General features: G+C 66.9%; 16 protein-coding genes. 10 read left to right on the top strand and 6 right to left on the bottom strand.

Annotation, left to right across the window (positions count from 1 at the left end):
- Positions 1 to 69: 69 nt before the first annotated feature.
- On the bottom strand, positions 70 to 516 hold the full coding sequence (locus DMR_RS18215; RefSeq protein WP_015862512.1) for an RrF2 family transcriptional regulator: 447 nt from the start codon (positions 514 to 516) through the stop codon (positions 70 to 72).
- Between the two features lie 326 nt (positions 517 to 842).
- Here DMR_RS18215 and DMR_RS18220 point away from each other — a divergent pair, with 326 nt between their 5' ends.
- From DMR_RS18220 to DMR_RS18230, 3 genes are all read left to right on the top strand, one after another.
- Positions 843 to 2,078: a response regulator gene (locus DMR_RS18220; RefSeq protein ID WP_043601069.1), complete on the top strand. Its 1,236-nt coding sequence runs from the start codon at positions 843 to 845 to the stop codon at positions 2,076 to 2,078.
- Between the two features lie 174 nt (positions 2,079 to 2,252).
- Entirely contained in the window at positions 2,253 to 3,863 is a 1,611-nt protein-coding gene (nhaB, locus tag DMR_RS18225; protein ID WP_015862514.1) for a sodium/proton antiporter NhaB, read from the top strand.
- A gap of 126 nt (positions 3,864 to 3,989) precedes the next feature.
- Positions 3,990 to 7,469 carry a PAS domain S-box protein gene (locus DMR_RS18230; protein ID WP_043601072.1) on the top strand — a complete coding sequence of 1,160 codons (3,480 nt, stop codon included), beginning with the start codon at positions 3,990 to 3,992 and terminating at the stop codon, positions 7,467 to 7,469.
- 133 nt (positions 7,470 to 7,602) lie between these two features.
- Here DMR_RS18230 and DMR_RS18235 read toward each other — a convergent pair whose 3' ends face one another.
- The 4 genes from DMR_RS18235 to DMR_RS18250 form a co-directional block, all read right to left on the bottom strand.
- The gene (locus DMR_RS18235) at positions 7,603 to 8,811 is read right to left on the bottom strand and encodes a PhoH family protein (RefSeq protein ID WP_015862516.1); all 1,209 of its coding nucleotides are present in this window, start codon (positions 8,809 to 8,811) and stop codon (positions 7,603 to 7,605) included.
- Between the two features lie 312 nt (positions 8,812 to 9,123).
- A complete protein-coding gene (pstA, locus tag DMR_RS18240) occupies positions 9,124 to 10,002 on the bottom strand; it encodes a phosphate ABC transporter permease PstA (RefSeq protein WP_015862517.1) in 879 nt (292 codons plus the stop codon).
- Positions 10,003 to 10,020: 18 nt separating this feature from the next.
- Entirely contained in the window at positions 10,021 to 10,914 is an 894-nt protein-coding gene (gene pstC / locus DMR_RS18245; RefSeq protein ID WP_015862518.1) for a phosphate ABC transporter permease subunit PstC, read from the bottom strand.
- 78 nt (positions 10,915 to 10,992) lie between these two features.
- A complete protein-coding gene (locus tag DMR_RS18250) occupies positions 10,993 to 11,796 on the bottom strand; it encodes a PstS family phosphate ABC transporter substrate-binding protein (RefSeq protein WP_015862519.1) in 804 nt (267 codons plus the stop codon).
- A gap of 292 nt (positions 11,797 to 12,088) precedes the next feature.
- Here DMR_RS18250 and rpe point away from each other — a divergent pair, with 292 nt between their 5' ends.
- The 4 genes from rpe to DMR_RS18270 all read left to right on the top strand — a co-directional run bounded on the left by rpe (position 12,089) and on the right by DMR_RS18270 (position 16,084).
- Positions 12,089 to 12,763 carry a ribulose-phosphate 3-epimerase gene (gene rpe, locus DMR_RS18255; protein WP_015862520.1) on the top strand — a complete coding sequence of 225 codons (675 nt, stop codon included), beginning with the start codon at positions 12,089 to 12,091 and terminating at the stop codon, positions 12,761 to 12,763.
- The gene (locus tag DMR_RS18260) at positions 12,726 to 14,735 is read left to right on the top strand and encodes a hybrid sensor histidine kinase/response regulator (protein WP_015862521.1); all 2,010 of its coding nucleotides are present in this window, start codon (positions 12,726 to 12,728) and stop codon (positions 14,733 to 14,735) included. Before rpe ends, DMR_RS18260 begins: the two co-directional genes overlap by 38 nt.
- The gene (locus tag DMR_RS18265; protein WP_015862522.1) at positions 14,735 to 15,061 is read left to right on the top strand and encodes an Hpt domain-containing protein; all 327 of its coding nucleotides are present in this window, start codon (positions 14,735 to 14,737) and stop codon (positions 15,059 to 15,061) included. The genes DMR_RS18260 and DMR_RS18265 overlap by 1 nt, the downstream gene beginning before the upstream one ends.
- Positions 15,062 to 15,127: 66 nt before the next feature.
- Positions 15,128 to 16,084 (top strand): GDP-L-fucose synthase, encoded by a 957-nt coding sequence (locus DMR_RS18270; protein ID WP_043601074.1) that lies wholly within the window; start codon positions 15,128 to 15,130, stop codon positions 16,082 to 16,084.
- A 292-nt stretch (positions 16,085 to 16,376) separates the two neighbouring features.
- Here DMR_RS18270 and DMR_RS18275 read toward each other — a convergent pair whose 3' ends face one another.
- Complete coding sequence (locus DMR_RS18275) at positions 16,377 to 17,918, bottom strand: alpha-L-arabinofuranosidase (RefSeq protein WP_043601075.1); 1,542 nt, start codon at positions 17,916 to 17,918, stop codon at positions 16,377 to 16,379.
- A gap of 308 nt (positions 17,919 to 18,226) precedes the next feature.
- Between DMR_RS18275 and DMR_RS18280 the strand changes: the two genes are divergently transcribed.
- From DMR_RS18280 to DMR_RS18290, 3 genes are all read left to right on the top strand, one after another.
- Positions 18,227 to 19,894 carry an FG-GAP repeat domain-containing protein gene (locus DMR_RS18280; protein WP_015862525.1) on the top strand — a complete coding sequence of 556 codons (1,668 nt, stop codon included), beginning with the start codon at positions 18,227 to 18,229 and terminating at the stop codon, positions 19,892 to 19,894.
- Between the two features lie 89 nt (positions 19,895 to 19,983).
- Positions 19,984 to 20,850, top strand: a complete 867-nt coding sequence (locus DMR_RS18285; protein WP_015862526.1) for a branched-chain amino acid ABC transporter permease — start codon at positions 19,984 to 19,986, stop codon at positions 20,848 to 20,850.
- Positions 20,851 to 20,854: 4 nt separating this feature from the next.
- Complete coding sequence (locus DMR_RS18290) at positions 20,855 to 21,760, top strand: branched-chain amino acid ABC transporter permease (RefSeq protein ID WP_015862527.1); 906 nt, start codon at positions 20,855 to 20,857, stop codon at positions 21,758 to 21,760.
- Positions 21,761 to 21,841: the final 81 nt, after the last annotated feature.

Here is a 21,841-nt window from a genome sequence, read left to right on the forward strand (position 1 = left end):
ATCGCCTCACGGGTTGCGTCTTTGGGACACTTCCCGATACTAGGCCACAATGGCGGCTTCGTTCAAGCGTTATATGGCGACCGCTTCCGCGTTCGCGCCCAGGGCGCAGCCCGTGGCCCCGGCCACCAAGTCGGCCAGGGTGATGGAATCAAGCTTTTCGTGCATGGCCCGGGCCGCCTCCATCCACACGCCGCGCGTGAGGCAGTCGGCCTGGCGTGGACAAGGGCCGGTCTCGTCGCCGCACTCCACCAGCGACAGGTCGCCTTCCAGGGCCCGCACGATGTCGCCCACGGAAATGGCGTCCAGGGGCTTGTCGAGTTCGTGGCCGCCGCGCGGCCCGCGCCGGCTGCGCACGAAACCGGCCTCCTTGAGGTCGCGCACGAGTTTCTCCAGGTATTTCACGGACACGCCCTGGCGGGCGGCGATGTCCTTGATGCGCACCGGACCGTTTTGCCCGTGCAGGGCCATGTCGAGGATCATGCGCGTGCCGTAGCGGCTTCGCGTGGTGAGTTTCATGGGGTAAGGCCTCCTGCGGTGTTGCGGCCAAAGCGCCGCAGGCATGGAGCGGCATCCATACGTAGATGGTAGACAAACGGCGCGCAGGCGTCAACGCAAAGGCCATCGGTCGAGACAACGGCTCCCAAAATCGGTCCATGCTCTTGGCCCTCCACGCGCGAACCGCGCAAACGGCCCGGAGCGCTTACTGCCGCCGGTCTTGACAACGCGGACCGCCGGGTGAAGGAATCAGCCCCCGGCGGCCCATGCCGCCCAGGTCCGCTCCCGCAAGCGGGACGCTGTTGTCGTTTGGCCCCCGGCCGCCGGGCGGCCGTCAAGGAGTCGCCATGCCCGTTGTTTCCCTGTTTCACGGCGCGTTTTGCCAGGAAAAAGCCGTGGCCGACGCCCTGGCGGCGGCCGCGAACCTGACCGTCGTCACAGATGATGCCTGCATCCGCCAGGCCGGGGAGCGCTCGGGCCTGGGGCCGGCCGCCGTGGCCCGGGCCTTTGCCGCCAAGGTCTCGGTTTTTGACCGCTTCACCCACGAAACCAACCAGGCTCTGGCCTGGCTGCGTCTGGTCCTGGCCGAACGGCTGGCCGAAAACGACGCGCTGCTTTTGGTCGGCGGCTGCGCCCTGCTGCCGCCGCGCGCCATCGGCCACATCCTGCGGGCCTGCCTGATCGCCGACGCCCCGGCCAGACGCCGTCTGGCCGCCGAGGCCGGCCACGACGCCCAGAGCGCGCGCAAACTTTTGGCCGCAGCCGACGCCGACCGGGTCGCCTTGGCCGCCCGGGCCACGGGGTCGGCCGATCCCTGGGACCCCATGCTCTTCGACATGGTCCTGCCCATGGACAAGCTGCCCCTGGCGGCCGCCGTGGACTGCCTCGTCGGGCATCTGGGCGACGCCGCCGTGCAGCCCACCGAGGCCACCCGGGCCGCCGCGGCCGATTTTCTCCTGGCCGCCAAGGTCCAGACCGCCCTGGCCGCCAAGGGCCACGACGTGCGCGTGGCCGCCCACGACGGGCTGGTGAGCCTCACCATCGAACGCAAGGTGCTGCTGTTGTCGAGCCTGGAGCGGGAGCTGCGGGCCATCGCCGCCGCCGTGCCCGGCGTGGCCGACGTGCTGGTCAAGGTGGGCAAGGGCTTCTACCAGTCCGACATTTATCGGCGGGCGGATTTCGACATGCCGTCCCGGGTGCTGCTGGTGGATGATGAGCGGGATTTCGTCCAGACGCTGTCCGACCGCCTGAGCCTGCGCCAGATCGGGGTCCATGTCGTGTTCGACGGCGAGACGGCCCTGGCCGCCGTGGCCGGGGAGGCCCCGGACGTGCTGGTGCTGGACCTGCGGCTGCCGGGCATAAACGGCCTCGAAGCCCTGCGCCGGGCCAAGGCCGCCCGGCCCGACCTGGAAGTGGTGGTGCTTTCGGGAGCGGCCGGCCCGGCAGAACGCCAGGCCTGCCTGGCCCTTGGCGCCTTCGCCGTGCTGGACAAGCCGGCCGACGTCGATGCCCTGGCCGAGGTTCTGCGCCAGGCTGGGAAGAAGGCCAGAGCCAATCAATCGGCGGCCGCAACCGGGGCGTGAGAAAACAAGTTTCCCGTTCTAACCGCCCCGACTTGAAGGAAAGAAAAAAAATCACGTCGGGGCAGCGTGTTGGCAAAGCTGTCCCGCAAGTCCGAGCGCCTTGGACTTGGCGGCGGCCTGGGCTAGGATGCGGCGGTTTTTCCCCGCCACCGCCAACGCCAAGGAGCCTCGCCCATGCCGCGGACACTGCCCCGGGCCTTTCTCGCCAACGTGCTTGGCAACGCGCCGGACTGGTACAAGCTGACCATCCTTGCCTTTTTGGTCATAAACCCCATCCTGCTGGCCGCCGCCGGCCCCTTTGCCGCCGGCTGGCTGCTCATTGCCGAATTCATTTTCACCCTGGCCATGGCCCTGTCCTGCTATCCGCTGCCGGCCGGAGGCTTGCTCGCCCTGGAAGCCGTGCTCATGGGGCTGACCACGCCCCAGGCCCTCTACGATGAGACCGCCCACAATTTCCCGGTGATCCTGCTTTTGATCTTCATGGTGGCCGGCATCTACTTCATGAAGGACATGCTCCAGTACGTGTTCACCAAGATTCTCATGAAGGTGCGGGGAAAAATCGCCCTGTCGTTGCTCTTTTGCTTCGCCGGGGCCTTTCTTTCGGCCTTCCTCGACGCGCTCACCGTCACCGCCGTCATCATGGCCGTGGCTTACGGCTTTTACGAGGTCTACCACCGCCACGCCTCGGCCGGGAAATGCCGGCTGGGCGAGGAAGCGGCCATGGACGAGGCCTGCCGCCGGGATCTGGCCCAGTTTCGCGGCTTTTTGCGCAACCTCATGATGCACGGCGCGGTGGGCACGGCCCTTGGCGGCGTGTGCACCCTGGTCGGCGAACCGCAGAATCTGCTCATTGCCCATGAAATGGGCTGGCATTTCGGGGAGTTTTTTCTCAAGGTCGCGCCGGTGTCCATGCCGGTGCTGTTCGTGGGCCTGGCCACCACCGTCCTGGTCGAACGCTTCGCCCTGTGCGGCTACGGTTTCAAGCTGCCGGCCGAGGTGCGCCGGGTGCTGGCCGCCGAAGACGCCCGACGCGACGCGGCCATGACCCAGCGCCAGCGGGCCAGCCTCTATGTCCAGGGCGCGGCCGCCGTCTATCTCGTGGCCGCCCTGGCCCTGCACCTGGCCGAGGTCGGGGTCATCGGCCTGTCCATCATCATCCTGCTCACCGCCTTTTGCGGCGTGACCGAAGAGCACCGCATCGGCCACGCCTTTGTCGAAGCCCTGCCCTTTACCGCCCTGCTCGTGGTCTTTTTCGCCGTGGTGGCGGTCATCCACGACCAGCACCTGTTCGCCCCGGTGACGAACTTCGTGTTGTCGCTTTCCGGCCGCACCCAGACCGCCGCCTACTACCTGGCCAACGGCCTGCTCTCCATGATCAGCGACAACGTGTTCGTGGCCACGGTCTATATCACCGAGACCAAGGCCCATTTCGTAAAGCTCCTGGATGCCGTGCCCGGCCTGGGCCTGTCCGGGGCCGATTTCCTGGCCCGGCTGGCCGATCCGGCCGTGGGCCGACAGGCCGCCCTGGCCGGACTGCCCGAGGCCGCCCGGCCGGCCGTTGTCGCCGCCCTGGCTCACTTCGACCGGCTGGCCGTGGCCATCAACACCGGCACCAACATCCCCAGCGTGGCCACGCCCAACGGCCAGGCCGCGTTCCTGTTTCTTTTGACCTCGGCCCTGGCCCCGCTGATTCGCCTGTCCTACGGCGAAATGGTCAAGCAAGCCCTGCCCTATACCATCACCATGAGCCTGTCGGGCCTGGCCGCCGTCTGGCTTTTCCTGTGAGGAACGGGCCATCCAACCAATCCCCTTGCCACGCGCCGGCCGCCGAGGCTATGGTTTCCCATGCTGCGGGGTCCGTGCCGCCCGGGCCGGCCCCCCTTTTCGCGGCAGGGAGGAGACGTTTCCCGCATGGTCAAGGCCCGCCTCAGGACGGTGATCTGCGCCGCCGTTGCCCTGGCGGGCGCGGCTCTGGCCACGCTGCCGGCCGGCCTGCTCATCTACGGGGCCCAGGCCGACCGTTACGCCGCTGAGAAACGCGCCGACGCGAGTCTGCTCCTGTCCGAGACCCGGCTCGCCCTGGACGCCGCCCTGGCCGGCCGCCTGGTCATCCTGCGCGCCCTGGCCGCCCTGGCCGCCGCCCGGCCGGAGGTGGGCGAAAAAGATTTTTCCGTCTTTGCCTCGGGACTGGCCGCCGGCCTGCCCGATGTGCGCTCCTTGCAGCTCGCCCGCGACCTGACCGTGTCCCACGTCTACCCGACCATCAATAACGGCGGCATCCTGGGCCTGCGTCTGGCCGACAGCCTGCCCAGGGTCCAGATGCTGGCCCTGCATCGGGCCATCGACAACAACGCCCCGGTCCTCGACGGCCCTGTGCCCCTGCTCCAAGGCGGCACGGGCCTCATTTTGCGCCTGCCGGTCCGGCTGCCGGGCGAAAACGACGCGCCGCCCAGGCTGTGGGGCCTGGCCACAGCCATTCTCGACGCCAAGGAATTTTTCCAGCTGGCCGCTTCCCCGGCCTCGGGGCTGCGGCTGGCCGTGCGGGCCACCGATCCCGACACAGGAACCACACGACTCCTGGCTGGCGACCCTTCCGTATTTCATGACAACCCGGTCCTGGCGCAATTGGAGACCCCGGGCGGCCCCTGGGAACTGGCCGCCGTGCCGGCCGGCGGCTGGACGCGGCTGCCCGTGCCGCCGCCGCTGTTGGCCGGTGGTTTCGCTTCGTGGGTCGTGCTGTCGGCGGCGCTGTTCCTGCTCCTGTCCTGGCCGGCCCGGCTGGCCGAGGCCGTGGCCCGGGCCACGGCCGCCCTGGACGCCGCCAAGGAAGACCTGGAACGCACCGTGGCCGAGCGCACCGCCGCCCTGACCACGGCCAACGAGGCCCTGCGCGCAAGCGATGCCCGCTACCGGGCCTTCATCGACGCCACCAGCGGCATGGCTTTTTTCAAGGACGAAAACCTGCGCTACCTGGTGGTCAACCGCAACCTGTGCGAATTCTACGGATTGCCTCCCGAGGCCGTCATCGGCCGCGACGACGCCGCCGTCATGCCGCCGGAGCTGCTCGCCGAATGCCGCCGTTCGGATCTGGCCGCCCAGCAAGGGACGGCCATGCTCACCGCCCTGGAAACCCTGGGCGACCGGGTGTTCGAGGTGCGCAAGTTCCCCGTGCCCCTGCCCGGCGGGCAGACAGGGGTCGGCGGCTACGTCTACGACGTCACCGACCGCCTGGTCGCCGAAAACGCCCTGCGCCAAAGCGAGCAGTCCCTGCGCGACCTTTACGACAACGCGCCCATCGGCATTTTCACCTCCCTGCCCACGGGCCGCTATCTCACGGTCAACGCCTGCATGGCCCGCATGTACGGCTACGCCGACCCCGAGGACATGCTGCGCCAGGTGACGGACATCGAAAGCCAGATGTACGTCGACCCGGCCGACCGGCGGCGGCTGATGGCCTTGCTAACGCAGCGCGGCTCCCTGTCCGGCCACGAGACCCGCCGCCGGACCCGGGATGGCCGCGTCATCTGGGTGTCGCTGCACGCCCGGGCCGTGCGCGACGCCGCCGGCAAGACCGTGCGTCTGGAAGGCTTTTGCATCGATGTCACCAGCCGCAACCAGGCCGAGCAGGCCCTGGCCGAGCAGGAAAGCACCCTGCGCATTATTTTCGACAACTCGCCCCTGGGCCTTGTGGCCTTCGCCCCGGACGGCGCCATCCTCAAATGCAACGCCCGCTTCCTGGAAATCATCGGCACAACCGAAGACATGGCCCGAGGGGCCAACGTCCTGGCCCGGATGCCCGAGACCGCCCGCCAGGCCCTGGCTGCCGCCCTGGCCGGAAGCGCGACCCGGATGGAAGGCCCCTACACTTCGGTCCTGGGCGGCCGCACCCGGGTACTGCGGGCCATGTTCAACCCTGTCGCGGCCGGCCAAGCCCCCACCCCGGTCATCGCCTCGGTGGAAGACGTGACCCTCCAGCACGAACAGGAACGCAGCCTGCGCCTGCTGCGCGCCGCCGTGGAACAGTCCCCGGCCTCCATCGTCATCACCGACGCCGACGGCGCCATCGAATACGTCAACCCCTTTTTTACGGCGCTGACCGGCTACAGCGCCGAGGAAGCCCTGGGCGAAACGCCCCGGGTCTTAAGCAGCGGCGTCCACGACCGGGCCTTTTTCCAGGCCATGTGGGACACCCTCCGGACCGGCGGCATCTGGCGCGGGGAACTGTGCAACCGCAAGCGCAACGGCGAACTGTACTGGGAAGATTCGTCGATCTCCCCCATCCGCGACGACCAGGGGGTCGTCACCCACTACGTGGCGGTCAAGGAGGACATCACCGAGCAAAAGGCCCGCGAAGAACGCCTGGCCCGGCTCATGTCCGAGCTGGAGGCCATCTTCAACGCCTCGTCGGTGGGCATCGTGCACCTGGGCCACGACGGCCGGGTGATCCGGGCCAACGCCCGGTTCGGCGCGCTTTTCGCACTGGACCCGGACGGCTTGGCCGGCCGCCCCCTGGAGGACATCCACGAAAACGAACAGCGCCGTAGCGCGCTGCGCCGGGAAATTCTGGCCGCCGTGGCCGCCGGGCAGGAAGCCTCGGTGGAGGAACGCTTCCGCAACCGCGACGGCCGCACGCTGTGGTGCGCCGTCCACGGCCGCCTCATCGATCCGGCCGCCCCCCAGGCCGGCTCCATCTGGATTTTCGACGACATCACCGCCCGCAAGGAACTGGAAAACGTGCGCGAGGACGTGGAGCGCATCATGCGCCACGACCTCAAAGCGCCCCTTGGCAGCATCGTCAATCTGCCCGAACTGGTGGCCGCCCTGGGCGACGTCAACGAGGAGCAGCGCGACATCCTGGCCGAGATCGAGCAGGCCGGACGGTTCATGCTCGAACAGATCGACCTTTCCCTGGACCTCTACAAGATGGAAACCGGAACCTTCCGGCCTGAGCTGCAGCGCATCGATCTGGCCCGCATCGTGGCCACGGTGGTGGACATGCTCGCCCCCCTGGCCCGGACCCGGGGCGTCGCCGTCGCCTTCCCGCCGGCTCAGCCGCCGGTCTTTGCCCTGGGCAATGCGCTGCTCGTCCAGACCACGGCCGGCAACCTGCTCAAAAACGCCCTGGAAGCCGAAGCGGCCGGGGCCACGGTTGTGGTGGGCTTTTTCGCCGCCGGCGATCAGGCCGGCTTCGCCATCGCCAACCCTAGCCCCCCGCCGGCCGAAATCATCCCGATCTTTTTCGAGAAATACGCCACCGCCGGCAAAACCAAGGGCAATGGCCTGGGCACCTACTCGGCCCGGCTCATGACCGAATGCCAGGGCGGGACCATCCGCCTCGACGTGTCCGAAGCCGCCGGCACCACCGTCAGCGTGGCCCTGCCCCGGGAATAGGCCAGAGCGCGCAGGCCCGCCTCTTTCCGCGCCCGGCGCTTTCCGGGGACCTTGCCCGGCCCCCAATCAGGGAGGGTCCGGGAGGGGGTTACCCCCTCCCGGCCGCCGGAGGCATCCCCAGTCTTCCCTCTCCCTACAACTTCGACTTCAAAACCATATCGGTAATGGGGCCGCGCGAGCGCTCGCCCTTGAGCACGATGTGGGCGTAGTTGGGGAATCCCTTGAACTTGCGCACGATCCAGTTCAGCCCGTTGTTGGCTTCGTTGAGATACGGGTTGTCCACCTGCGAGGTGTCGCCAAGGACCACGCATTTGACGCCCTCGCCCATGCGGGTCAGAAGCGCCCGCACTTCCGAGCGGGCCAGGTTCTGGGCCTCGTCGATGACCACGAAGGCGTTTTCGATGTTCATGCCGCGCACGTAGGCCAGGGGCAGGATCTCGAACTTCTTGGGATTGACCCGCAGCATTTCGTCGTTGGGGTTGAGGAACACCTTGTTGGCCGCCCGGCAGCGGTGGAGCTTGACCAGCAGGTCGAAGACGTATTTCACGTAGGGTTCCATCTTTTCCGAGACGTCGCCGGGCAGGTAGCCGAGCTTGGCCCCGATCTCGATGGTGGGCTTTAAGACGAAAATCTTGTCGTACTGCTTTTTCTCCTGCACGGCGTAGAGGGCGGCGGCCAGGGCCAGGAAGGTCTTGCCGTAGCCGGCCTCGCTTTGGATGGAGACAAGGTCGATGTGGGGCGCCATGATGAGCTCCAGGGCCAGGTTCTGGTAGACCGTGCGCGGGCGCACGTTCCAGACGTCGCAGGTGTGGCTGATGACCCGTTCGCCGTCCGGGGCGTGGAGCACGGGCTTGCCCTCGCGCCAGCTGAAGCAGTTGGGCACGGGTTCCTCGCCCTCTTCCACGAAGCCGGTGTAGCGCTGGGATTCGGATTCGAAGGGCTTGGAATCGCGCAGTTCCTCGCTTTTGATGCCGCGCAGCTCGGCCTGGAGCTTGAGGATCCGGTCGTTGGTGACGAGCACCGGATCGTCGATGGTGGAGGCCTGGATTTCGTCGAGGATGTGGTTGTCGACGATGTCGGTGAAGGCCGAGTGGCTCTTGTCGTTCTGGATGAAATGGATGCGGTCGCGGTTGTCGCTTAAAACGCCGATGACGTTGGCCACGATATGGCGCAGCTTGGGCGTTTTTTTGAGCGCCTCCAACTCCATGAGCACGTGGTAGGGGATGTGGATGGCGTTTTCCACGCCGTTTCGCAGCTTGAGCACGCATTGCGGGTTTTCGATGAGCACGTTGGTGTCCAGGACGTAGTTCTTGCGTCCCGTCGCGTCGCCGCCATCGGTCATGGGAAGCCTCCCTGGTTCGCCGGGCCGACGATCTGGCCGGCCGCCCCCCGGCGACCGGCGGCCCCATCGGACCGGCGTTTGCGGACAAGTCCCGGCCCGGAGTCCCGGGCCAAACCAAAAGCGGCGGAACGCCTTATGCGTCCACGCCGCCTTTTTTCATCTTTTCCGGCTCGTTGCCGTGCCGGTTCGGACCAACCTACCGTCCAAACGCACCCTCCTGCCTCCCCCCTTATCCCCTTTCTTCAACTGGGGGGTCCGGGGGCCTCAGGCCCCCGGCCGCCGGAGGCATCTTTCTGGCTTTCTCTTCGCGTACTACCGCTTCTTTTGCAGCTTGGCCCGGTAGAGGATGGCCCCGAGGTTCATGCCCAGCACCAGGACGATGAGCACCAGCGCCGTGCCGTATTGCAGGGGGCGGGTCTTGTCGATGTCGGTGCCGGCCGTGGCCAGGACGTAGATGTGGTACGGCAGGGCCATGACCGAATCGGTGATGTTGGTGGGCAGGTAGGGCGTGAAAAAGACCGAGGCCGTGAACATGATGGCGGCGGTTTCGCCGGCCACCCGGGAAAGGCCCAGGATCGCGCCGGTGAGCATGCCGGGCATGGCCGCCGGCAGGACCACCAGCCGGATGGTCTGCCACTTGGTGGCCCCAAGGCCCAGCGAGGCTTCGCGGTAGGTCTGGGGCACGGACTTGAGCGCCTCCTCGGCCGTGCCGATGATGACCGGCAACACGAGGATGGACAGGGTCAGGATGCCCGACAAGAGGCTGACGCCCAGGCCGAAGAAGGTGACGAAAAAGGCCAGGCCAAAAAGGCCGAAGACCACCGAGGGCACGCCGGCCAGGTTGTTGATCCCCAGGCGGATCAGCCGCAGGGTGCGGCCGGGCCGGGCGTATTCGTTGAGGTAGACGGCCGAGGCCACGCCGAGGGGAAAGGCGACGCACATGGTTCCCAGGCTTAAGTAGATGGTGCCCAGGATGCAGGGCAGGATGCCGCCGGCGGTCATGGAGTCGCGGGGCATCTCGGTTAAAAACGACCAGCTGATGGCGGGCAGGCCCTTGACGAGGAGAAAGCCGCAGATGAGCACCAGGGCGGCCATGTTGATGAGCGAGGAGGCCCCGAAAACGCCCCACATGATTTTTTGGGTGCGGTGGCGGCGGGCCAGCCCGGCATGGGTGAGGGCGGTCTGGTTCATGATGTCGCTCCTGGTCGCTTACAGGGTGGCCGCGCCGACCTGCTTGTGCTTTTCGGCCACGTGACTGGCGATGAGATTAAAGGCCAGAGTGAAAAGGAACAGCACGATGCCGATGGCGAAAAGCGCCCGGTAGTGGTCGCCGCGAAAGGAGGCCTCGGCCATTTCGGCGGCGATGCTCGACGGCATGGGCCGCACCGGGGAGAAAATCGAGTTGGGGATCATGGCCGCGCCGCCGGCCACCATGAGGACGACCATGGTCTCGCCGATGGCCCGGGACATGCCGAGCATGACGGCGGTGGAGATGCCTGACAGCGAGGCCGGCAACACCACTTTGGAGATGGTCTCGAAATGGGTGGCCCCCAGGGCCAGGGAGGCTTCCTTGAGTTCCCGGGGCACGGCGTAGATGGCGTCCTCGGACACCGAGCAGATGGTGGGCACGGACATAAACGCCAGCATGATGGCGGCGTTGAAAAGATTAAGCCCGGTGGCCAGGTCGAAGGTTTCCTGGATAAAGGGCGCAACCACCACCATGCCGAAAAAGCCGATGACCACGGACGGCAGGGCGGCCAGCAGCTCCACGATGGGCTTGAAGATGTCGCGGGTGCGGCGGCTGGCGATTTCGGCCAGGTAGATGGCAGTCATGACGCCCAGGGGGATGGCGATGGCCGAGGACAGGGCCGTGACGGCCAGCGAGGCCACGATGAGCGGAAAGATGCCGAACTCATGGGGTTCGGAAGTGGGATACCAGTAGTGGCCGAAAAGGAAGTCCGTCACCGAGACGATCTTGAAGATCGGCAGGCCCTCGATGAAGAGGTAGAGCATGATCAAGGCCAGGGCCACGATGGAGCTTAAGGCCGTGAGGAAAAAGGCGTTGCGGATCAGGTTGTCCTTGGACTGGCGCGACATGGCCATGGCGTCTCTCCCGGGAGCGCGCCCCGGCCCGCTTTGGCGGTCCGGGGCGCGAAGGGTTCTTCGTGGGGCGGGCGGGGTTTAGTTGATCGAGACGAAGCCGGCTTCCTTGACGAGCTTCTGGCCTTCGGCGCCAAGCAGGAAGTCGATCAAGCCCTTGACCGCGCCGGCGGGCTCGCCGTTGGTATAGATGTAGAGGTCGCGGGAGACGGGGAACTTCTTGGCCTTGGCGTTTTCGGCCGTGGGCTCGACGCCGTTGACCTTCAGCGCCTTGGTGGAGGCGTCGAGATAGCCGATGCCGACGTAGCCCAGGGCGTTCTTGTTCTTGCTCACGGCCTGAACCACGGCGCCGCTGGAAGCCTGCATGAGGGCGCCGGGGAACACGCGCTCCTTCTTCATGACCAGCTCTTCCCAGCTCTCGTAGGTGCCCGAGGAGGTGTCGCGGGAGATGACGACCACCGGGCCGTCGCCGCCCAGGTCCTTCCAGGAGGTGATCTTGCCCATGTAGAGGTCCTTGAGCTGGTCGGTGGTGATCTCGGTGAGCTTGTTGGCCGGGTTGACCACGGGCACGATGGCGTCGACGGCGCACACGATCTGCTTGGGCGCGATGTTCTTGGTTTTGGCCAGGTCGAGTTCCTTGGGCTGCATGGCGCGGGAGGCCATGGCCACGTCGGTGGCGCCGTCGATGAGCGCCTTGATGCCGTTGCCCGAGCCGCCGCCGGAAACCGAGATCTTCACGTCGGGATGGGCCTTCATGTAGGCTTCGACGACTTTCTGCATGATGGGCAGGACGGTGGTGGAACCATCGACCTTGATGGTGGTGTCGGCCAGAGCGGTAGAGGCCATCATCAGAAACGCGGCCACGATGCCAATAAGCTTTTTCATGAGAATCCTCCGTATAAAAGTGATGGTCGCGCAAGGTTGGCGCGAATTGCCCCAGGTGACGTGGTGAAGGTAGAAAGGCTCCGTTACGGTCCGGTGACGCGGGGGACAAGAACGCGTGACGTCGGTTCCGCCGTCCGTTTCCGCGCCATTTCCGGCATACGCCTCGGGCGGATTTGTGACAACGGTCCCGAACGGCCCGCCGCCACCTCGCCTGCCTTGACCCGGAACGGCCGGCGGTCTATCCATGGGATCAAGACGCCGTGCGCGTCACAATCCTTCAGCCGGAGCCGCCATGACGCCGCCGTTTATTTTGTCGCCCTCGCTTCTGTCCTCGGATTTCGCCCGGCTGGCCGACGAACTGGCCGCCCTGGAAGCGGCCGGATTATCCTGGGTCCACCTTGACGTCATGGACGGGCAGTTCGTGCCCAACATCACCTTCGGGCCGCCGCTTATCGCCGCCATGCGCAAAACGAGCCGGCTGTATTTCGACACCCACCTCATGATCGAGCGGCCCGAGCGCTATCTGGCCGAATTCCGGGCGGCCGGCTCGGACCTTATCTGCGTCCACGCCGAGGCCACCGTCCACCTGGAACGGGCCGTGGCCGAGATCGCCCGCCTGGGCGCGGCCCCGGCCGTGGCGCTCAATCCGGCCACGCCGCTTTCGGCCGTGGAATGGCTGCTGCCCCAGCTGGACATGGTGCTCATCATGACCGTCAACCCGGGATTCGGCGGCCAGTCCTTCATCCCCTTCTGCCTGGACAAGATCCGGGCCTTAAGCGCCCTGCGCCGGGAGCGGGGACTGGCGTTCCGCATCCAAGTCGACGGCGGCGTGACCCCGGACAACACGGCCGCCCTGCTGGCCGCCGGAGCCGATGTCCTAGTTTCGGGCTCGGCCTTTTTCGGACACCCTCCTTACAAGGAACGCCTCGATGTCTTTCACGCGGCGGCCGACTCCAAACCGGCCTAGCCGCCCCAGTCGCCGTCGGGCGGCCTCTCCGCCCGGCGCACGCCCGGTCCGGGCCGGACAAAACGCCACGTCCGACAAACGCCTGGCCCGGCTCACCTCCATCATCGCCGCCCTGGACCAGGCCATCGCCTTTATCGCGCCCTCGGGCGTCATCGCCGAAATAAACGACCGTTACCTGACCTGGCTCGGGCGCTCCCGGGCCGAAGTGCTGGGCGCGCGCCTCGAAGTCCTCGACCTGGATACCGAGGACTACCAGGCCGCCGCCTTCCTCGACCTCTTCCGCCGCGGCGTGGCCCATGCGCCGGTCTCCTTCGAAAGCCGGATCGGGGCGCGCGACGTCACGGTCAAGCTCCAGCCCGTCATTGAGGACGGCATGTTCGCCGGCCTCATTGTCTCGCTCATCGACGTCACCCCGCTGGTCGAGGCGAGGCTTGGCGTGGAGCGCGAAAAACGCTTCCTGGAACAAGTCATCACCATCGCCGGCGCGGCCATCTGCATCGTCAACCGCGACGATGTGGTGGTGACGATAAACGACGAATTCACGGCCATCACCGGTTATACCCGGGACCAGGCCCTGGGCCGGCCCCGGGTCCAGCTGCTGCGCGAATCGCCGCTCTCCCCCTGCTCGACCGCCCCCGGCGACGGCGCGGTGCAAAAACGTCAATCCACCATCGCCGCCCGAGGCGGCAAGCGTCTCACCATCCTCAAAAACGCCGCCCCCATCCTGGGCGCCGACGGCCAGATCACCGGCGGCATCGAATCCTTCGTGGACGTCTCCGACCTCATCCGGGCCCAGGTTCAGGCCGAGGAAGCCAGCCGTATGAAATCGGCCTTCCTGGCCAACATGAGCCACGAAATCCGCACGCCGCTCAATGCCATCATGGGCCTGTCCCAACTGCTGCTGCGGGCCAATCTTCCCCCGCAACAGCGGGAATGCGTCGAAACCATGCGGGCCGCCGGCGAGGGTCTGCTCGTCATCTTAAACGACATCCTGGACTTTTCCCGCATCGAGATGGGCCGCCTGGAAATCCGGCCCGCGCCCATGGACATCGACCGGCTCCTGGAGGAAGTCCGCCGGGTCATGGCCCAGGCCGCCGACCAGCAGGGGCTGACCCTGGCCATCGAACGCGACCCGTCCCTGCCCCGGGTGGTGCTGTGCGATCCGGTGCGCCTGAAACAGATATTGCTCAACCTGTTGTCCAATGCCATCAAGTTCACGCCCAGCGGCCGTGTGACCCTGTCGGCCAGGCGCGCCACGGCCAACCTGGGCCACGAGGGTCCCCCGCGCGTCACCTTCGCCGTGCACGACACCGGCCCCGGCATCACCCCCGAGGTTCGGGAACGCATCTTCGAGCCCTTTGTCCAGACCGATGACGCCGTGGCCCGCAACCCCGGCGGCACGGGCCTGGGGCTGTCCATTTCCAACCGGCTGGTGGAGCTGCTCGGCGGATCGGGCCTGGAGCTGGACACGAGCCCCGGGCGCGGCAGCGTCTTCTCCTTCACCCTGGCCCTGCCCGAGCCCCAGGCCGCCCACACCCGGCCGGAGCTGCCCCTGCCCTCGGCCGCCGACTTCGGGGGGCTGCGCGCCCTGGTGGCCGAGGACAACCCCTACAACCGTTTTTTGCTGCAAAAAATCCTGCAAAAACTTGGCGTGGGCCAAGCCGACTTCGCCAGCGACGGCCAGGAAGCCGTGCGTCTGGTGCTGGCCGCCCGGGATGCCGACGCTCCCTACCATGTCGTGTTCATGGACGTGCGCATGCCCATCCTCGACGGCCTGGAAGCCTCCCGCCGGCTGCGGGAGCACGGCGTGACGACGCCCATCATCGCCCTGACCGCCCAGGCCACCGAAGACGACGACGCCCAGTGCCGCCAGGCCGGGATGAACGCCTATTTCTCCAAGCCCTACCGCATAAACGACCTTGAGGCCGTGCTGGCCGAAATCGCCGCCGCGCCCAACCGGACCTGGACATAATGCAAGATCCCAGACGCCGCGCCCTGGTCTTCCTGCTTGGGGAACACGAGCTGCTCGCGGCCGAGGCCGAAGAAGCCCTGGCTGTGGCCGGACCGGTCCTGGCCGAGACCCTGGCCCGCCTGGACCAGGCCGCGGCCAGCCATAACCCCGCCGCCTGCGCCGAGGCCGCCCATGACCTCAAGGGCAATCTGTTGAACCTCGGCCTGGCCGAGCTAGCCCAGACCGCCGAGCACGCCTGTGCCGCCGCCCGCCAAGGCGAAATTGCCCCGGCCAGACGCGCCGCCGCGACCTTGCGCCAGACGCTGGCCACGCTGCTGCCCGGCTGATTCGGCGAGATTTTCCCCGACCGGCGGTCTAGGCAGCCCGGCCCGGTCGTGCTACCTGTCGCGTCCATGAAAACGCCCCATGAAGCCGCCGCCGGCCCCATTTTCGTCGCCGGCCACCGGGGCCTTGTCGGCTCCGCCATCGCCAAGGTTCTCGCCGCCAAAGGCCACGACGTCCTCACCCGCACCCATCGGGAACTCGACCTGACCAGCCAGGCCGACGTCCGCGCCTTTTTTGCGGCCGCCAAGCCGGCCGCCGTGTTCCTGGCCGCGGCCAAGGTCGGCGGCATCCACGCCAACAGCGCCTATCCGGCCGATTTCATCCGCGACAATCTGCTCATCCAGACCAACGTCATTGACGCGGCCTACAAAAGCGGCGCGCAAAAGCTCGTGTTCCTCGGCTCATCCTGCATCTACCCCAAATTCGCCCCGCAACCCATGCCGGAATCGGCGCTCTTGACCGGCCCCCTGGAAGAAACCAACCAGTGGTACGCCATCGCCAAGATCGCCGGCATCAAAATGTGCCAGGCCTACCGCCGCCAATACGGCTTTGACGCCATAAGCCTCATGCCAACCAACCTCTACGGCCCCGGCGACAACTTCACGCCGGTCAATTCCCATGTCATCCCGGCGCTCATGCGCCGCTTCCACGAAGCCAAGACGCGCGGCGACGCGGCAGTCACGGTCTGGGGCACGGGCAAGGCGCTTCGCGAATTTCTCCACGTGCGCGACATGGCCGAGGCGGCCGTGGCCTGTTTCGAGCGCTACGACGACGAGGAGATCATCAACATCGGCACCGGCCAGGAAATCGCCATCGCCGATCTGGCCCGGCTTATGGCCAAGGTCACCGGGTTCGCCGGCAACATCGTTTTCGACCCGTCCCGGCCCGACGGCACGCCCCGCAAACTCGTGGACATAAGCCGCTTAAAGGCCCTGGGCTGGACCCCCACCATCAGTCTGGAAGCCGGATTGGCCGAAACCTACCAGTGGTTCCTCGACAACATCGAATCCGCCCGGCTAGCCTAACAGATCCGTCTTCTCCCTATGCGAAAAGGGCTGTTTTGGGCGCGAGGCTTTGCTCGCGCCCAAAACAGCCCTTTTCGCTGGCGAGTTGGGGGCCGGAATTTGGCCTTCCTCCCCCAGGTGGCTTCCGCCTGGGGGAGGAAGGCCAAATTCCGGCCCCCTTTGCTCTCGTGCCGCGCCCGCCGACGCATCCCCGCCCGACCGACAGCCCCCCATACCAGGGGTCCGGGGGGCTGAGCCCCCCGGCCGCCGGAGGCCTCTTCCTCCCCGTCAAACCCCATGCCAACGCCCCCCCCTACGACACCGGCACCGTCAAAATCGTCAACGACACCGCCGGCAGGGCCACGGTCACTTCGTTGCCGGCCACAGGCGCGGCGTTGCGCCAGACCAGGCGCGGCGCCTTGTCGTCCGGCCCTGCGCCGCTCCAGACGGCGTGGGCGGCGGCCTTGCCGGGCTTGGCTCCGGCGACGCGCACGGCGACGGTTCGGGCCGTGTCTTTGTTGATGAGAAAGACGGAGAGGGTCTTGCGTTTGTCGTCGCGGGTGGCGAAGGCCCGAACGCCCGGGGCGTCGGTTGCGGCCACGACGCGGGTTCCCAGGCGCTCGGCCAGCAGCTTGAGGGCTGTGCCGGTCGGCAGCGGGTTGTTATGGCTGTCCAGGGCGTCCCAGAGTTCAGGGGCTTGGTTGTTGCCCAGCCAGCGGGTGGCCCAAATCTGCGTGGTGACGACCCGGGGGTCGCTTAGGGCCTGGGCCAGCATGTCGGTGAGCACCAGCGCGTGGCCGAGGGTGTTTTCGTGCTTCCAGCCGAGGTTTTTGGGGTGCCCGGACCAGTCGGCGGAGTTGATTTCGGTGAGCAGATAGCGCAGGCGCCCGGCCAATCCGGGCGGTCCCCAGGCCCGTGCGGCCTTGTCGATTTCGCCCACGCCGAGCATGGGCGCGCTCTGGGTGCGGTAGGGATCGTAGCCGCCCCATTCGTAGCAGGGGTATTCGTGGACCGAGACGAAGTCGATATTCCGGCCGGCCTCGGCAAAGACGGCCTGCCACCAGACGGTGGGGTCGCCCATCATGTTGTCCAGGCTGCCGACGTCGTTTGCTCCCACCGGACCGTTGGCCCCGATGAAAATGGAGGGATCGACGCCTTTCATGGCGGCGGCGAACAGGTTGAGGTCCCGGGCGTAGTCCTTGGCCCGCGAACCGCCGTCATAAACGTAGAAATAAGACTCATTGCCGATTTCGAAATATTTGACGCCGTAGCCGCGCTCGATGTTGGCGTAGCGCACCAGCGACACGGCGTTTTGCAACAGCGTGGCCATGTCCGGGGCCACGGAGCCGGGGGCGGGAGGCTTGTACATGGCGTCGTGGGGGATGACCACCACGGGTTCGGCTCCGGTTTTGCGGCAAAGGGCCATGAAGGCGTCAAAATCCAGCGGCGTGGTATTGAAGCGATGCTCGGCCAGATTGTAGACGCGGCGGTCGCTGGCCGGCCATTCGTCCGGCCCCAGGCGGGCCAGGGTCGGGTGGGGTTTGCGGTAGGGCGGCGCGGCCCAGAGGGTGATATCGGACTTGGCCCCGCCGGGGTAGCGCAGCGAGCCCACGCCAAGCTCGGCCAGTGCGTTGGCCAGGGGCCGCGCGCCCTGAGGGCGGTTGGCGTCGTGGTCGATGAAATAGTCGAGGTTGATGCCGAGCAGGCGACGGTCGGTTTTGCGCAGGGTCTGGTCGGCGGCCACGGTGACGGTCTCGGCCGGGGCCGGCAGGTCGGCGGCGGGGGCCGGGATCGAGGCGAACAGGAGCATGGGCAAGAGCGCCAAGGCGGCAGTCAAGGGCAGGAAGCGGGACATAGGAACGGGCAACCTCCGGGGGGCGAGGCCGGGGTAGCCCGCAACGCCGCCCGAGGCAAGGGGCTTGGCGCGACATTTTTGTGACACTTCAAGCCATGTAACCAAAAGCCTTCGCCAACGACGCCTGGCGGTGTAACCGAAGACGGCCGGCGACGACTGCACGGAAACCGGACCCGGGAAACAGCGCCGCCAGCCCTTGCAAGGCCAGCGGCATGATAGTATTGCAGGCCTCGCGGCGTACCGGCCTGTCCCGGCCGCAGCCGTATCCCCGGACAACACGGTCCCCAAGCGGACCCGGAGGAACCCTTATGACGCTTTTTCGTCGCCTTGTCCTGCTGGTCGCGGCCTTGACGTGCCTGCCGGCGACTGCCCTGGCCGCTGAGGTCAAGACCTTTGCCGTGGCCCCGTTTACGGTGCACGGCCCCGAGAAATACCAGTATCTGAGCCAGGGCGTGCAGAGCATGCTCGAATCCCGGATGAACTGGCCGGGCCATCTGGCCCCCATGGACAAGGCCAAGGCCGGCGCCAAGCTGGCCAAGGCTCCGGCCTCGGAGGCCGAAGCGAAAAAGACCGCCGCCGAACTCGGCGTGGACTTTCTGGCCTACGGCTCGGTGACCATCTCGGGCGAACAGGCCAGCGTGGACATCATGGTGGTGGGGCGCGACGGCAAGAAATGGCCCAAGTCCCTGTCCGCCAAGATCGCCGACCTGATCCCGGCCATGGAGCGCACGGCCCAGGCCCTCAACAACGAGATTTTCCAGCGCCCGTCCCAGGCCGCCTCCGGCTCCCAGGGCGGCGCGCCAGGCAGCCAGCTCAACTCGGACTTCGTGGTCAACCAGACCGGGGCCGACGGCCAGAAGGCCTATCTCAACCCGAGCTTCCGCTACGCCGGCCCCACCGAAACCGCCGGCGTGTGGCGCAGCCAGTCCATGCCGCTGGTCTCGCGCGGCATCGCCATCGCCGACTTCAACGGCGACGGGCAGCAGGAAGTGGCCATCCTGGCCCAGAATTCCGTGGAGGTCTTCAACTACAAAGACCGCCAGCTCATGCCCATCGCCAAGTACGCGACCTCGCCGAACCTCAATCTGCTCAACATCAGCGCCATGGACATCAATGGCGACGGCAAGGCCGAGATCATCGTCTCCACCAGCTACTTCAAGGAACCGCGCTCGTTTATCCTGTCCCTGGAAGGCAACAAGCTGACGGAACTCTACAAAGACATCAAACTCTACCTCAACGTGGCCGCCGTGGCCCCGGACTTCAACCGCCAGCTCGTGGGTTCCAAGGGCGAAACCAAGGAACTGTTCCTTCCCGGCGTGCACAACGTCATCTTTGCCGGCGGCCAGCCCCAGCTGTCCACCCGCCTGCCCCTGCCCACCAAGGCCAACCCCTTCAACTTCGCCTATCTGCCGGAAAAGAGCGGCTACAAGGTCATCATCAACGACGACCAGGACCGCATCGTGGTCTACACGGCCAAGGGCGAGCGCATCGCCGCCACCGAAGAGCAGTACTGCGGCTCGGCCATCGGGCTGGAATACGACCCGCTCATGGCCCCCATGGAAAAGCCCAAGACCGACCACCTCTGGACCTACTACTACATTCCGCTGCCCATGATCGTGGCCAACCTGGACAAGGACGACCGCTACGAAGTGCTGGTCAGCAAGAACATCTCCCTGGCCGCCCAGTTCTTCGAGACCTTCCGCACCTTCTCCCAGGGCGAAATCCACGCCCTGTACTGGGACGGCGTGGGCATGAACCTGCTGTGGAAGACCCGCCGCATCAAGGGCACGGTCACCGGTTACGCCCTGGCCGACATCGACAACGACGGCCAGAAGGAAATGGTGGTGTGCCTCAACACCTGGCCGGGCGCGGCCGGCGTCTACGCCCGCCGCACCATCGTGCTGGCCTACAAGCTCGACGCCTCGGGCATGAGCCAGCCGGGCGAGTTCGGCATCGACAAGGAAGCCGGCGAATAGCCCGTTCCACTTGACGTCTCGACGGGGGAACCGCATTGTGCGGCGGTTCCCCCGTTTTTTTTCGTCCACCCCTGGTTTTCGAGGTTGCCTTGCTCGCCTTGTATCTGGCCCAGATCGTCAATTCCGGACTGGCCCTGGGGGCCGTCTACGGCGTCATGGCCCTGGGCTTTTCGCTGATCTTTTCGGCCAGCCGGCTGATCAACTTCGCCCAGGGAGAGCTTTTGCTCCTGGGCGGGTTGACCATCATGAGCCTGGCCGGCGTCATGCAGCTGCCACCGGCCGCCGCCCTCTTGGCCGCCGCCGTGGCCGGCTTTCTCTTGGGGCGCACGCTTTTCTCCACCACCCTGGGGCTGACCCTGCGGGCCACGCCCTTGCGCCAGCTCATGCTCACCGTGGCGGCAAGCCTCGTCTTCCAGGGCGTGGCCATCCTGTGCTGGGGCAAAAATCCCCTCATGCCGCCGCGCCTGCTGCCTCTGCCCGACCTGCGGCTAGGCCTGTTTTTTCTCGGCCGCGACACCGTCACCGCCCTGGCCCTGGCCGTGGCCGCCGTGATCGTGCTGGGGCTGTTTCTGGGCCGCACGCGCCTGGGCCGGGCGCTTCGGGCCACCTCCCAAAACGCCGTGGCCGCCAGGCTCCAGGGCGTGGACACGGTCTTTTGCCATGCCCTGTCCTTTGCCCTGGCCGGAGCGTTGGCCTCCCTGGCCGCCCTGGCCGTGGGGCCGCAGACCGGGCTGCGCTACGACATGGGCCTGGGACTTGGCCTCAAGGGCTTCGCCGCGGCCACCATCGGCGGCTACACCTCCCTGGGCCGGGTGTTTGCCGGCGGCATCATTCTGGGGTTGGCCGAGGCGGCCATGGTGCTGACCGTCTCGGGCGAATTCAAGGAAACCGCCATTTACGTGCTTATCACCATCCTCCTCGTGGCCGCGCCGCGAGAACACGACGAACGCCCCTGACGCCATGACCGTGCCCAGAAATCTCTCCCTTGGCCTGTTTTTCGCCGCCTTGGCCGTGGTCGGCCTGGCCACGCCCGGCTTTCAGCTCCTGGCCGTCAACCAGCACCTGTTTTTGGCGGTCAATGTCCTGGCGCTCAATTTCTGCTTGGGCCTTGGCGGCCAGATTTCCCTGGCCCAGGCCGCCTTCGCCGGCCTGGGAGCGTTCGGCTCGGTGCTGCTCCACGACCGCTTCCCCGAGGCGACCCTTGTTATCGTCCCGGCCGTGGTGCTGGGCACGGGCCTTTTGGCCGCCATGCTCAGCCGCCCCATGGAACGGCTAGGCGAAGGCTTCCTGGCCATGGCCACGCTGTGCGTGTCGCTGGTTTTCACCAACCTCGTGCTGACCCTGGAAAGCGTCACCGGCGGTTCGGCCGGACACATGGCCAACGCCCGTCTGGCCCTGCCGCTTCTGGGCTCCCTTTCCGGCGACCGGGCCACGTTTTTCTGCTTCGCCGGCCTGCTGGCCCTGGGTTCCTATATTTTCCTGGCCCTTCGCGACAGCCGGCTCGGCCGGGCCCTGGCCGCCTGCCGTGGCGACGCCCAGGCGGCGTCGAGCCTGGGGGTGGACCGGGCCGCCGTGCGCTCCCTGTCCTTTGGTCTGGGGGGAGGGCTGTCGGCCGCCGCCGGGGTGATCCACGGCCACTACACCGGCTTTATCAGCCCCGAGCAGTACCATCTGGAACTCTCGCTCAAGGCCTTGCTGTTCCTGGTCATCGGCGGCCCGGGCAATCTCCTGCGGCCCATCCTGGCCGCCCTTGTCCTGGAGACGGCCATGAGCTGGCTGTCGGTCCTGGGCGACGCCCGCACCCTGGTCAACGGGCTACTTTTGGGCGCGGCGCTGCTCGCCGGCTACTGGCGTGCCTCGCGCTAAGTTTTTTTCGCCCCCCCACAGGGCCGCCGGCCCAGACCTTGCCGAAAAATCATTTACAACAGCCTCCGATGCGGTAAAAAT

The organism is Solidesulfovibrio magneticus RS-1, from assembly GCF_000010665.1.
GTDB classification, from domain to species: Bacteria; Desulfobacterota; Desulfovibrionia; order Desulfovibrionales; family Desulfovibrionaceae; genus Solidesulfovibrio; species Solidesulfovibrio magneticus.

Coding starts and splice junctions, on each gene's coding strand:
- DMR_RS18215 (WP_015862512.1), bottom strand. CDS start 516: ATGAAACTCACCACGCGAAGCCGCTACGGCACGCGCATGATCCTCGAC.
- DMR_RS18220 (WP_043601069.1), top strand. CDS start 843: ATGCCCGTTGTTTCCCTGTTTCACGGCGCGTTTTGCCAGGAAAAAGCC.
- nhaB (WP_015862514.1), top strand. CDS start 2,253: ATGCCGCGGACACTGCCCCGGGCCTTTCTCGCCAACGTGCTTGGCAAC.
- DMR_RS18230 (WP_043601072.1), top strand. CDS start 3,990: ATGGTCAAGGCCCGCCTCAGGACGGTGATCTGCGCCGCCGTTGCCCTG.
- DMR_RS18235 (WP_015862516.1), bottom strand. CDS start 8,811: ATGACCGATGGCGGCGACGCGACGGGACGCAAGAACTACGTCCTGGAC.
- pstA (WP_015862517.1), bottom strand. CDS start 10,002: ATGAACCAGACCGCCCTCACCCATGCCGGGCTGGCCCGCCGCCACCGC.
- pstC (WP_015862518.1), bottom strand. CDS start 10,914: ATGGCCATGTCGCGCCAGTCCAAGGACAACCTGATCCGCAACGCCTTT.
- DMR_RS18250 (WP_015862519.1), bottom strand. CDS start 11,796: ATGAAAAAGCTTATTGGCATCGTGGCCGCGTTTCTGATGATGGCCTCT.
- rpe (WP_015862520.1), top strand. CDS start 12,089: ATGACGCCGCCGTTTATTTTGTCGCCCTCGCTTCTGTCCTCGGATTTC.
- DMR_RS18260 (WP_015862521.1), top strand. CDS start 12,726: ATGTCTTTCACGCGGCGGCCGACTCCAAACCGGCCTAGCCGCCCCAGT.
- DMR_RS18265 (WP_015862522.1), top strand. CDS start 14,735: ATGCAAGATCCCAGACGCCGCGCCCTGGTCTTCCTGCTTGGGGAACAC.
- DMR_RS18270 (WP_043601074.1), top strand. CDS start 15,128: ATGAAAACGCCCCATGAAGCCGCCGCCGGCCCCATTTTCGTCGCCGGC.
- DMR_RS18275 (WP_043601075.1), bottom strand. CDS start 17,918: ATGTCCCGCTTCCTGCCCTTGACTGCCGCCTTGGCGCTCTTGCCCATG.
- DMR_RS18280 (WP_015862525.1), top strand. CDS start 18,227: ATGACGCTTTTTCGTCGCCTTGTCCTGCTGGTCGCGGCCTTGACGTGC.
- DMR_RS18290 (WP_015862527.1), top strand. CDS start 20,855: ATGACCGTGCCCAGAAATCTCTCCCTTGGCCTGTTTTTCGCCGCCTTG.